Here is a 12,095-nt window from a genome sequence, read left to right on the forward strand (position 1 = left end):
GGGCAAATCTCCGAAGAACGCCTAAGGTTTCTGACCATGACCGACGACGCCGCACCCGCGACCGGGAACGCCGACGCGCCAGCCACTACCGCTGCGCCGCTGATGATCTCGATGCGCGGAGTGAACAAGCGCTTCGGCACTCTTCGTGTGCTGCGCGACATCAACCTCGCTGTGCCTCGCGGCCAGGTCGTGATCATCCTCGGCCCTTCGGGCTCGGGAAAGTCGACCTTGTGCCGCACCATCAACCGACTCGAGCCGATCGACTCCGGACTGATCGCCATCGACGGCGTACGCCTGCCCACCGAAGGCAAAGCACTCGCTGCGCTGCGTGCCGAAGTCGGCATGGTGTTCCAGTCGTTCAACCTCTTCGCGCACAAGACGATTCTGGAGAACGTCATGCTCGCGCCGATCAAGGTGCGCGGCAGGAAGAAGGAAGACGCCCGTAAGCGTGCCCTGGCTCTGCTCGACCGGGTCGGCATCGCCAATCAGGCCGACAAGTATCCCGCGCAGCTCTCCGGCGGCCAGCAGCAGCGGGTGGCCATCGCCCGCTCGCTGGCGATGGACCCGAAAGTGATGCTCTTCGACGAACCGACCTCCGCGCTGGACCCGGAGATGGTCAACGAGGTGCTCGAGGTGATGGTCTCGCTGGCCAAGGAGGGCATGACCATGCTCGTGGTCACCCACGAGATGGGCTTCGCCCGCCGCGCCGGTGACCGCGTGCTGTTCATGGCCGACGGCGAGGTCGTCGAGGACACCGCGCCCGAGGCCTTCTTCACCAACCCGACCTCGGATCGTGCCAAGGACTTCCTCGGCAAGATCCTCAGCCATTGACGCTGTATCCACACCAGAAGAGGGAGAAGGAAACTCGATGAGGATCAATCGTGCGGTGCGCGTCGGTATCGGCGCGGTCGCGGTGGCGCTCGCCGCGACGGTCACGGCGGCCTGTGGCGGTGGTGACGAGAAGTCGGCACTGGACAACGCCAAGGACGGCAACCTGACCATCGGCATCAAGTTCGACCAGCCGGGCCTGGGCCAGCGCAACACCGACGGCACCTACAGCGGCTTCGACGTCGACGTGGCCACCTACGTCGCCGAGAAGCTGGGCGTGAAGCCGGAGAACATCACCTTCAAGGAAGCACCTTCGGGCCAGCGCGAGACGCTCATCGAGAACGGCCAGGTCGACTACATCGTCGCCACCTACTCGATCACCGACAACCGCAAGGAGAAGGTCGACTTCGCCGGCCCGTACTACATCGCCGGTCAGGACCTGCTGGTACGTGCCGACAACACCGACATCACCGGTCCCGAATCGCTCAGCGGCAAGAAGGTCTGCTCGGTGAAGGGCTCCACGCCCGCGCAGAACATGAAGGACAAGTACCCGCAGGCGCAGCTGCAGACCTATGACACCTACTCGCTGTGTGTCGACGCCTTGCGCAGTGGGGCGATGGACGCGGTCACCACCGACAACGTGATCCTGGCCGGTTACGCCGCGCAGGCGCCCGGTGTCTTCAAGCTGGTGAACAAGCCGTTCACCACCGAGAAGTACGGCATCGGCCTGAAGAAGGGCGACACCGAACTGCGCACCAAGGTCAACGACGCGATCGAGGCGATGATCGCCGACGGTTCGTGGAAGGCCGCGCAGGAGAAGAACTTCGCCGGTACCGGCATCGCGGTTCCCGCGCCGCCGACCGTCGACCGCTACTGATCCACCGACTGCGGTGGCCCGGCCCCGGCCGGGCCACCGCAGTCGTAGCCCCCTGTCCTTTTCCTATCGATCGGAGGACGCGCGTCCGTGTTCGACCTGATCTCGAGGTACGACATCCTCGACGCCTTCTGGGTGACCATCAAGCTGACGTTCTTCTCGGCGATCGGCGCGCTGATCCTCGGGACGATCGTCGCGGGCATGCGGGTCTCGCCCATCCCGGTCGCACGCTGGGTCGGCTCGGCCTATGTGTCGATCTTCCGCAATACGCCGCTGACGTTGATCCTCGTCTTCTGCTCGATCGGCCTGTACAACACGCTGGGCTGGGAGCTCGCCGGTGAATCCCTCGACAACAACAACTTCCGCTGGGCCATCGTCGGATTGAGTGTCTACACCGGGGCGTTCGTGTGCGAGTCGTTGCGCGCGGGCATCAACACCGTTTCCATCGGGCAGTCGGAGGCGGGGCGCTCACTGGGCTTCGGCTTCGCGCAGAACCTGCGGCTGATCGTGCTGCCGCAAGCCTTCCGCGCGGTCATCTCACCGCTGGGCAGTGTGCTGATCGCGTTGACGAAGAATTCGACCGTCGCCTCGCTGATCGGTGTCGCCGAGGCCTCGTTCCTGATGAGCGAGATGATCGAGAACGAGGCGGCCCTGATCACCATCGGTGCCATCTTCGCGCTCGCTTTCGTCATTCTCACCCTGCCCACCGGCTTGTTCTTCGGTTGGCTGGCCAAGCGGTACGAGGTGGTGCGATGAGTTCGCAAGCGTCGGTCCTGTTCGACGCACCGGGCCCGCGTGCCCAGGCACGCCATATCGGCTACTCGGTGCTCGTCGGCGTCGCGATCGCCGCGGCGGCAGTGTGGCTGTTCCTGGCCTTCGAGGAAAAGGGCCAATTCACCGCGGAGAAGTGGAAGCCGTTCCTGGAGGCAGGGGTCTGGGAAACCTACCTGTTGCCCGGTCTGCAGGGCACGCTGCTCGCGGCGGCCATCTCGATCGTGGGCGCGCTGGTCTTCGGCATGCTCTTCGGCGTCCTGCGCATGTCGGACCACCGGTGGGTGCGCTGGGTGGCCGGCGCGATCGTCGAGCTCGCCCGGGCCATCCCGGTGCTGATCCTGATGATCTTCCTGTTCGCGGTGTTCGGCGAGTACAAGCTGTTCCGCTCGGATGATCTCGCGCTGGCCGCGGTGGTCATCGCGCTGGTCATCTACAACGCCTCGGTCATCGCCGAGATCGTGCGCGCCGGCATCAAATCGCTGCCCAAGGGCCAGACCGAGGCCGCGGCCGCGCTGGGCATGCGCAAGGGCCAGCTGATGCGGCTGGTGCTGCTGCCGCAGGCGGTCACCGCGATGCTGCCCGCGCTGGTCTCGCAGATGGTGGTGGTGCTCAAAGACACCGCGCTGGGCTACCAGATCACCTATGTGGAACTGGTGCGATCCGGTCAGCAGGAAGGTGCCATCCTGGGTAACCCCATCCCGGCGCTGATGGTCGTGGCGTTGATCATGATCACGATCAACATGGCACTGACCTTCCTGGCGACCAGGCTGGAGAAGCGGCTGCGCTCGGGACGCAAGAAGGGCGGGGCGGTCGTGGCCGCCGATTCCATCCTCACCGATGCCGCGCCCGGCATCGACATCACCAAGAAGTAGTCCGCCCAGCCACCGCGGGCCCGTTCTCCGGAGCGGGCCCGCGGTGCTGTGTCCGGACCTAGTCGCGGTAGCGGTAGAAGCCCTCACCGGAGGCGACGCCGAGCTTGCCCTTGTCGATGTAGTTCTCCTTCAGCCAGTCGGCGAGCTGCGCGGTCTGGTCGTTGCCGCTGTGGCGCAGGATGTTGTACGGCGTGGTCAGGCCGACGATGTCGAGGATCTGGAACGGGCCCATGGGGGCGCCGGTGGCGATGCGCCAGGTCTTGTCCACCGCTTCCGGTTCGGCGTAGCCCCCCGCGGCCAGGGCGATGCCGGAGTTCAGGAACGGCACCAGCAGCGAGTTGAGCACGTAACCCGCCTTCTCCTTGTGCAATTCGATCGGCACCATCCCGATCGCCGTGGCGAACGCGACGACGGCGGCGAACACCGCCGGGTCGGTCTGCGGGGTGCCCATCACCTCGGCGGTGTTGAACTTCCAGACGTGATTGGCGAAGTGCAGCGCCAGGAATCGGTCGGGGCGGCCGGTGTAGTCGACCATGTCGCTGGGCAGCAGGGTCGAGGAGTTGGTCGCGAAGACGGTGCGCTCGGGTGCCAGTTCGCCGAGGCGGGTGTAGAGGTCGCGCTTGATCGAGAGCACCTCCGGCACCGCCTCGATGACGAGGTCGGCCTCGGCGACGGCCGCGGCGAGATCGGTCGTCAGGGTGATGCCCTGCGCGGTGGCGACCGTGTTGCCCGCGTCGGCGCCGGCGACCTCGGCCTGATAGGTGGTGGCCAGGTCGTCGAAACGTGTGCGCGCGGCGGTAACAGCCGCGTCGTCGATGTCGTAGGAGGTGACGTCGAAGCCGTGGTAAGCGGTCTGATAGGCGATCTGGGAGCCCAGCACACCGGTGCCCAGCACGGTCACCTTGCGGAATTCGAGGGTCATGCACCCATCATGTCCCGGATGCCCCGCGAGAGGGGGACAACAAGCCTCGCGTACCGGACATCTCGGGCGGTGGCGGGTAACGGTTCGGCGAATCCGTCGGGTGGCCGGGCTCAGCCGACGGTGACGAGACCCTCGGCCACCATCCAGTCACGGGCGACCTCGGCCGGTTCCTCGCCGTCGATGTCGACGCGGCGATTGAGCTCGGTGATCACCTCGTTGGTGAGCCGCGCCGAGATCGGCGCCATGATCTCGATGACGCGCGGGTGCGCCTGCGCGAAATCGCGGTGCATGACCAGCGCCGCGTTGTATTTCGGGAAGAAGCCGCGGTCGTCTTCGAGCAGGACCAGGTCCAGGGCGGGGATGCGGCCGTCGGTGGCGGCGACCGAACCGAACCGGCACTGGGTGGCGTCGGCGGTGGCCTGGTAGACCAGCGCGTCCTGGACGATCTGCTTGTGCGCGGCGGCGGGGTCGATGCCGTAGGCGGCCGCCAGCCCCGGATACCCGTCGGGGCGGACATTGAACTCGGTACCCACACAGGTGGTCGCCGCGCCGGGGTCCTGGTCGATCAGCCGCGCGTAGTCCGACAGGGTCCGCACACCGGTCTCCTCGGCGGTGCGCCTGCTGGTGACCAGCGCGTAGGTGTTGTTCATCGGCGCCATCGCCGCCCACACCATCGCGTGCTCGGCGAGGTCGGCGTCGCGGGTGGCCTCGAACTGCTGGACCTCGGTCGAGGCCGGGTTCGCCGGGTCTGCGACGATCGGCTTCTCCTTGCCCAGGTAGTTGATCCACCCGGTGCCGGTGTAGTCGTAGGCGATGTCGATCTGCTGGTTCAACTGGGCGTCGCGCAGGCTGTTGGAGCCCTGGATATTGGTCAGGTCACGCACATTCGCGCCGGCCGCGGTGAGCGCGAACTCGATGAGGTAGCCGAGGATATTGGCCTCGGTGAAGTCCTTGGAGCCCACCGTGACCGCGACACCGTCGAGTTCGGGCACCGGCCGGATACTGCCGGGACCGACCGGCAGCGGCACCGAACTGCCCGATTGCAGCCCGCAGCCGGCCACCAGTACCGCCCCGAGTACGGCGGTGAGTCCACGCCGCCATCCGTTCACCGCAGCCCCCTCGGTCCCAGATACTGTTCGGCCAGCGCGCCCAGCCAGTCCACCAGCAGTGCCAGCGCGACGGCCAGCACCGCCCCGACGGTCAGGGTGACGGTGTCGCGCAGTTTGTAGCCGGTGTCGATCAGGATGCCCAGCCCGCCCGCGCTCACCATGAACGACAATGTCGCGGTTCCGACGGCCAGCACCAGCGAGGTGCGCAGCCCGGCCAGGATGTAGGGCACGGCCAGCGGGAACTCGATGCGGCGCAACACCAGTGCCGAGGACATGCCCTGCCCGCGCCCGGCATCGATGAGGGCCGGGTCGACCTGCTGGTAGCCGAGGATGGTGTTGCGCAGCACCGGCAGCACCGAGCAGAACACGATGGGCGCCACACCCACCCAGAAACCGGTGGTGCGGGTGACCAGGTAGCACAGCACGATCAAACCGATCGCCGGCGCGGAGGCCCCGATATTGGCGATGCCGACGAAAACCGGTGCGAGCCCGCGGAACCGGGCCCGGGTGAGCAGCGTGCCCAGCGGCACCGCCAGGGCCACCACGATGAGCACCACCGCCGCGGTGATCAGCACGTGCTGCCAGGTGACCTCGGCGAGATTGCGCACGCTGATACTGGCCTGCTGGGTGGCGGTGAGATCGCGCCGGAACGCCCACACCAGCACACCGACGGTGAGCACGATGACCAGCACCGGCTGCACGAGCAGGCGCAGCAGTTCGGCGCGACGCTGGGTGGCGGGTGCCGCGACGGCGGCCGGCGGGTCGGCGACGGCCTGCCCGGGAGGCGAGTTCGTCATCGTGCGCACCTCCGTGCCGGGTGATCGCCGGCGCTGGGCCCGCCGTCGCACACCGCCGCCCGGGCGACCCGTGCCACACTGTTCAGCCGGAGTGGCCCTGCACCGATCGGCCGGGTGCCCCACCCGGCCGGGTGCCTGCGCTGTGACGGTTTCCGGGTGCGACTACTCATGCCGACGCTGTTTCGGTAGCGGCCAGGTGCGCGATCAGGGTGTCCACGGTGACCACGCCCGAGTAGGCGCCCGCGGTGCCGACGACGACGGCGGAGGCGGTGCGGTCGGTGAGCAGGACCGCGAGTGCGTCCTGCAGGGTCGCCTCGGCGGGCAGGGTCGCGGGAATCGGGGTGCCGAGGCCGGTCAGCGAATCGGCGTGGGCGAGTTCGCCGGTCGTGATTCGGCGGAGAGGTTTGTGCGCGTCGTCGACGACGATGCCCCAGGAACGGTCGGCCGTGCGCAGGGCCGCGGCCAGGTCGGCGGGGGTGGTGTCCGGGCCCGCGGTGACGCCACGGTCCAGGTCGAGGTCGCCGAGGACAGCCAGGCCGAGGCGGTCGATGGTGGCAGTGGCGCCGACGAAGCCGGCGACGGTGTCGTCGGCGGGGGCGGCCAGGATGGCCGCGGGAGTGTCGTACTGCAGGATGCGGGAGCGGTCACCGAGGACGGCGATCCGGTCGCCGAGTTTCACGGCTTCGCCGAAATCGTGGGTGACGAACACGATGGTCTTGCCGAGTTCGCTCTGCAGACGCAGCAATTCGTCCTGCAGCAGGGCGCGGGTGATCGGGTCGACCGCGCCGAACGGTTCGTCCATGAGCAGCACCGGCGGGTCGGCCGCCAGCGCCCGGGCGACGCCGACGCGCTGTTGCTGACCGCCGGAGAGCTGGCGCGGATAGCGGTCGCGGTAGATGTCGGGGTCAAGGCCGACCAGGCTCAGCATCTCGTCGGTGCGCGCCGCCGTGCGTTTGCGGTCCCAGCCGAGCAGGCCGGGCACGGTGGCGATGTTCTTGGCGACGGTCAGATGCGGGAACAACCCGGCCTGCTGGATCGAATAGCCGATGCCGCGCCGCAATTCGTCGGCGTCGATGGCGGCGGCGTCGCGCCCGCCGATGGTGACGGTGCCCGAGGTGGGCTCGATCAGCCGGTTGATCATCCGCATGGTGGTGGTCTTGCCACACCCGGACGGCCCGACGAGCACCACGATCTCCCCGGCGGGAATGGTCATGCTGACCTCGTCCACGGCCGGATCGGACTGGTCCGGATAGCGTTTGGTGACCCGGTCGAGGGCGATCTCGACGCCGGAGACCGCCGTCGGGGTACTGGTTTCGATGTCAGCCACGAATTCCCCTCGAGATGGTGAGCCGGCCGAGCAGCACCAGCACGCCGTCGAGTGCGAGTGCGAGCACGACGACGAGGACGGTGCCGGTGAGCGCCTGCGGCACGGCGTTCGGGCTGCCGAGGCGGCCGAGCCCGGAGATGATGAGATTGCCCAGGCCTGGGCCTTTCGCGTAGGCCGCCAGCGCCAGGATGCCCATGATCATCTGGGTGCTGACCCGCATCCCGGTGAGGATCGACGGCCAGGCCAGCGGCAGCTCGATCACCGCCAGCCGCCGCAGCCGGCTCATGCCGACACCGCGCGCGGCGTCGATCACGGCCGGGTCGACACTGGACAGTCCGAGCACGGTGTTGCGCAGGATCGGCAGCAGCGCGTACAGCACCAGCGCCGCGATCGTCGGCCCGACGCCGAGCCCGAGGAACGGGATCAGCAAGCCCAGCAGCGCGAACGAGGGCACGGTGAGAATCGCGCCCGCCGTGGCGGTCGCCGCCGCCGAGCCGAGCGGACTCCGGTAGACCAGGATCCCGAGCAGTACCGCGATCAGCGTCGCGACGACCAGGGACTGCACCACCGCCGACACGTGCAGATAGGAATCGAGCAGCAACTGCTCACGTCGGCTCACCACGAACGACCACAACGCGTCCAGGGTCCACCTCCCCGTAGATCGGCGGCCACACCGGGCCCTGCTCCCCCGAATGCCCACCCGGATCCCGGGTGAAACACTCCGTCCCCACACCCGCCGATGCCCGGCACTACGAAAACACCTGCGCGGAACCATGTTTCATCGACGACGAATCATCCTACGCCCGCAACGAGCACACCGCGGCGGTTCGGCCGCGTCCACCCGTCAGCCGACCTCGCCGGCTTCGGCCAGTTCGGCTTTCACCACCGCGTACGCGACCGAGGGTCGGTAGCCACGGCGGGCGAGCATGTCCACCAACCGTCGGGTGGCCTTGGCCCGGTCGAGGTCGGCGGGCAGCGTACGGAGTTTTCGGCGCACCAGTTCGACGGCGGCCTGCTCGTCGCCGGGGACCGGCTTGCGTACCGATCGGCGCTCGTCGTCGGTCTCGGCAGGGTCGTCGAGGGCATCGGCGAGTTCGGTGGTGACGACCGCGAAGGCAGTGGCCTGGTCGTAGCCGCGGCGGGCGAGCATGCCGACGAGACGGCGCACGGCCTTGTCGCGGTCCAACTCCCGGGAGAGGGTGGCGAGTTTGCGGCGTACCAGGTCGGTGGCGCGGGCGCGTTCGGCGTCGTCGGTGACGGCGGCGAGCGCGGTCTCGGCGTCACCGGGGGCCACGCCCTTGTCCCGGAGTTCGCGTTGCAGCGCCTTCTTGCCGCGGCCGGAATATGTGTGCCGTTCGTGCACCCACTGTTCGGCGAAGGCGGTGTCGTCGATGAGGCCGACCTCGGTGAGCCGGTCGAGCGCGGCGTCGGTCACCTCGAGCCGGAAGCCCTTCTCGCCGAGTCGCTTCGCCAATTCGGCGCGACTGCGGGCGCGGACCGCGAGGAGGTTCAGACAGGCGTCCTTGGCCTGGTCCACGGTCGCTGCGGGCCGGTCGCCCGGGGCGAGCCGGCGTGTGCCGGCCCGCCTGTCGGGCTCTCCCGGCTCGGATCCGGCCGCCACCGGATCCGCCTGTCGTCCGTCGTCACCACCGACGCCGGTCGACAGGGAGTCTGCGTCGCGCCGGCCGGACTCGCGTCCGCGCCGGGCGCGGCGGGGTCGGGCCCCGCTCCCCCACTCTTCATGATCATCACCGGTCCGCGCAGCGGAATACCGTGATTGGTCACAATCGGCGAATCCGGTCGGGTGCGCGCGCTGCGGATCGCCCGCACCCGACCGAATTCCCCTCGCGTCCGGCCCGGCTCGTTCGTCACGAGCCGGGCGGACGAGCTCGGTGGCCGTTCCCTGTTCGCGCTCGACCTCGATCCCGAGGCGGGCGAGCTGCCGGCGCATGTCCTCGACCGGATCGGTCGGGTCACGGCGGGCGCGGCCGGGGTTCGGCGTGCGCATCAGCTCAGAAGTCGGCGGGCGCGTCGGCCTCGGCGGTCAGGTCGGCGCCGATGCCCAGCTTCTCCTTGATCTTCTTCTCGATCTCGTCGCGCACATCGGTGTTCTCCAGCAGGAACTTGCGGGCGTTCTCCTTGCCCTGGCCCAGCTGGTCGCCCTCGTAGGTGTACCAGGAGCCGGACTTGCGGATGAAGCCGTGCTCGACGCCCATGTCGATGAGCGAGCCCTCCTTGGAGATGCCCTGGCCGTAGAGGATGTCGAACTCGGCCTGCTTGAACGGCGGGCTGACCTTGTTCTTGACGACCTTCACGCGGGTACGGTTACCGACCGCGTCGCTGCCGTCCTTGAGGGTCTCGATGCGGCGCACGTCCAGCCGCACCGAGGCGTAGAACTTCAGCGCCTTACCACCGGTGGTGGTCTCCGGCGAGCCGAACATCACACCGATCTTCTCGCGCAGCTGGTTGATGAAGATGGCGGTGGTGCCGGAGCTGTTGAGCGCGCCGGTCATCTTGCGCAGCGCCTGGCTCATGAGGCGGGCCTGCAGGCCGACGTGGCTGTCGCCCATCTCGCCCTCGATCTCGGCGCGCGGCACCAGGGCGGCGACGGAGTCGATGACGATGATGTCGATGGCGCCGGAGCGCACCAGCATGTCGGCGATCTCGAGCGCCTGCTCGCCGGTGTCGGGCTGGGAGACCAGCAGTGCGTCGGTGTCGACACCGAGCTTGCGGGCATAGTCGGGGTCGAGCGCGTGCTCGGCGTCGATGAACGCGGCGACGCCGCCCGCGGCCTGGGCGTTGGCCACCGCGTGCAGGGCGACCGTGGTCTTACCCGAGGATTCCGGGCCGTAGATCTCGACGACGCGACCGCGCGGCAACCCGCCGATACCGAGGGCGACATCGAGGGCGATGGACCCGGTGGGGATGACGGAGATGGGCTGGCGAGCCTCCTCGCCCAGGCGCATGACGGCGCCCTTGCCGAAGCTCTTCTCGACCTGCGCGAGTGCCAGTTCCAGCGCTTTGTCGCGATCGTAGGCCTGCGGTGCCATGGTGTGATCCCCTTCTCGAGGTGAGTGTCTCTCTGGTTGGCGCCCACAGTAGAGGCCGGCACCGACAAGTTCTGGCGACCAGATTAGTCGAACACCCATTCGAGTCAAGCGACGCGCCCAGCGACGCGCGGACCGGCCGTCGTGACCAGCAATCCCGCCGCGAAACCGGGCGTCACCACCCCGGGTCAGTGCTGCGGCAGCACCGTCTCATCACCCTCGGCGCGGGCCCCGAGGATCCGGCGCTCGGACTCCGCGATGGGCACGTCGTTGATGCTCGCCTCCCGGCGCGCCATCCGCCCGTCCGGCGCGAACTCCCACTGCTCGTTGCCGTAGCTGCGCCACCACTGCCCCGTCGCGTCGTGCCATTCGTACTGGAAGCGCACGGCGATGCGATTGCCGTGGAAGGCCCACAGGTCCTTGCGCAGGGCGTAGCCGTTCTCGGTGGCCCATTTCCGGGTGAGGAACGCCACGATCGCGGCGTGGCCGGTGAAGAACTCGTCGCGATTGCGCCACACCGAGTCCTCGGTATAGGCCGCGGCGACGAGCTCGGGATCCCGGGTGTTCCAGGCGTGCTCGGCGGCCCGCACCTTGGCGCGGGCGGTCTCGAGATCGAACGGGGGCAGGGGCGGTCGCATGACGTGCGCCTTTCGGAAGTGCGGGTCAGGGATTGGCCGGAGACAGTTCGGGTGGACCCCAGCGCAGCGGCAGCGCCGCGGGCCGGTCGAGCACGACCTCGACGGTGAAGTCGATCCAACACTGCGCGCCGGGGACAGAAGTATCGGTGTCCCAGCGGATTTCCGCCGTGCCGGTCAGCTGGAGCAGCGCTCCGCTCGACCAATCGGCGACGAGCAGCCCACAGCGCGGCCACACCGCGAGATTGCCCAAGGTCATGAACATCGAGTTGCCGCGGTAGTCCGGCCAGCGCAGGCGGGTCGGCGACAGCACCTGCAGGAAGCCGGGATTGCCGCCACGATGCGAGGCGTCTGCCCGGCCGTCGGCGTCGGCGGTGGCGACGAAGAAGGTGTCGGCCGTGCCGATCGCCCGCATCTGGGCCCCGGTCAGCGCCGTGCCGCGCCGGACTGGACCGGGGCCGTCGGTGGCGTACTCGCGGATCTGTCTGCGCGAGAGGTATTTCGGGCAGTTCGCGTACACCTGCTCGGTGCTGATCCGCAGCCCGCCCGGCCGCGCGACCGCGTCGCCGTTGACCCGCATCCGCCTGCGGCGTTGCGGTTGCAACGCGATCAGCCCCACCGGCAGATCGCCGGCCAGCGCCGTGGCCAGCGGGTCGTCGGGGCCGGGCGCGGCGTCGATATCGATGGTGGTGGAGTCCACCGCGTGCACGAAGCCGGCGGGCCCGGTGAGCGGACTCGCCCACAGCCGCCCCGCCGCATCCGCCCCGGCCAGCACCACCATCGGCTGCTCGGCCAGAAAGGACGCCGCGACCGCGGGGATGTCGCTACGGATCGTGCGGCCGACCCGGGCGGCGAGCTCGTTCTGCCCGAGCCGTCGCTGCACGGCCAGCTCACCGGGATGGAACATCGC

At 68.8% G+C, this 12,095-nt stretch carries 13 protein-coding genes; 4 read left to right on the forward strand and 9 right to left on the reverse strand.

The annotated features are described in order from the left end of the window. Positions 1-102: 102 nt before the first annotated feature. The 4 genes from ACFXK0_RS17965 (at position 103) to ACFXK0_RS17980 (ending at position 3,348) form a co-directional block, all read left to right on the forward strand. Positions 103-831: an amino acid ABC transporter ATP-binding protein gene (locus ACFXK0_RS17965; RefSeq protein ID WP_379411605.1), complete on the forward strand. Its 729-nt coding sequence runs from the start codon at positions 103-105 to the stop codon at positions 829-831. Between the two features lie 37 nt (positions 832-868). Beyond that, positions 869-1,705: a glutamate ABC transporter substrate-binding protein gene (locus ACFXK0_RS17970; protein ID WP_379411506.1), complete on the forward strand. Its 837-nt coding sequence runs from the start codon at positions 869-871 to the stop codon at positions 1,703-1,705. 87 nt (positions 1,706-1,792) lie between these two features. Beyond that, entirely contained in the window at positions 1,793-2,458 is a 666-nt protein-coding gene (locus ACFXK0_RS17975) for an amino acid ABC transporter permease (RefSeq protein ID WP_379411508.1), read from the forward strand. Then, the gene (locus ACFXK0_RS17980; RefSeq protein WP_379411509.1) at positions 2,455-3,348 is read left to right on the forward strand and encodes an amino acid ABC transporter permease; all 894 of its coding nucleotides are present in this window, start codon (positions 2,455-2,457) and stop codon (positions 3,346-3,348) included. Before ACFXK0_RS17975 ends, ACFXK0_RS17980 begins: the two co-directional genes overlap by 4 nt. Positions 3,349-3,406: 58 nt before the next feature. Here the strand turns inward: ACFXK0_RS17980 and ACFXK0_RS17985 are convergent, their stop codons facing one another. From ACFXK0_RS17985 to ACFXK0_RS18025, 9 genes are all read right to left on the reverse strand, one after another. Then, the gene (locus ACFXK0_RS17985; RefSeq protein WP_379411511.1) at positions 3,407-4,270 is read right to left on the reverse strand and encodes a 3-hydroxyacyl-CoA dehydrogenase; all 864 of its coding nucleotides are present in this window, start codon (positions 4,268-4,270) and stop codon (positions 3,407-3,409) included. Between the two features lie 110 nt (positions 4,271-4,380). Next, complete coding sequence (locus ACFXK0_RS17990) at positions 4,381-5,379, reverse strand: glycine betaine ABC transporter substrate-binding protein (RefSeq protein WP_379411512.1); 999 nt, start codon at positions 5,377-5,379, stop codon at positions 4,381-4,383. Next, positions 5,376-6,176 (reverse strand): ABC transporter permease, encoded by an 801-nt coding sequence (locus tag ACFXK0_RS17995; protein WP_379411513.1) that lies wholly within the window; start codon positions 6,174-6,176, stop codon positions 5,376-5,378. Before ACFXK0_RS17995 ends, ACFXK0_RS17990 begins: the two co-directional genes overlap by 4 nt. A gap of 166 nt (positions 6,177-6,342) precedes the next feature. Then, positions 6,343-7,503: an ABC transporter ATP-binding protein gene (locus ACFXK0_RS18000; protein WP_379411514.1), complete on the reverse strand. Its 1,161-nt coding sequence runs from the start codon at positions 7,501-7,503 to the stop codon at positions 6,343-6,345. Then, a complete protein-coding gene (locus ACFXK0_RS18005) occupies positions 7,496-8,146 on the reverse strand; it encodes an ABC transporter permease (protein WP_379411606.1) in 651 nt (216 codons plus the stop codon). The genes ACFXK0_RS18000 and ACFXK0_RS18005 overlap by 8 nt, the downstream gene beginning before the upstream one ends. A 201-nt stretch (positions 8,147-8,347) precedes the next feature. Continuing rightward, the gene (locus ACFXK0_RS18010; RefSeq protein WP_379411515.1) at positions 8,348-9,511 is read right to left on the reverse strand and encodes a regulatory protein RecX; all 1,164 of its coding nucleotides are present in this window, start codon (positions 9,509-9,511) and stop codon (positions 8,348-8,350) included. Between the two features lie 4 nt (positions 9,512-9,515). Continuing rightward, positions 9,516-10,553, reverse strand: coding sequence for a recombinase RecA (recA, locus tag ACFXK0_RS18015; protein ID WP_019048052.1), 1,038 nt, complete (start codon positions 10,551-10,553; stop codon positions 9,516-9,518). A gap of 185 nt (positions 10,554-10,738) precedes the next feature. Then, positions 10,739-11,188 (reverse strand): nuclear transport factor 2 family protein, encoded by a 450-nt coding sequence (locus ACFXK0_RS18020; RefSeq protein ID WP_379411517.1) that lies wholly within the window; start codon positions 11,186-11,188, stop codon positions 10,739-10,741. 25 nt (positions 11,189-11,213) lie between these two features. Then, entirely contained in the window at positions 11,214-12,092 is an 879-nt protein-coding gene (locus tag ACFXK0_RS18025) for a pyridoxamine 5'-phosphate oxidase family protein (RefSeq protein WP_379411519.1), read from the reverse strand. Between the last annotated feature and the right edge of the window lie 3 nt (positions 12,093-12,095).

This window comes from Nocardia sp. NPDC059177, from assembly GCF_042755165.1.
Lineage (GTDB): Bacteria > Actinomycetota > Actinomycetes > Mycobacteriales > Mycobacteriaceae > Nocardia.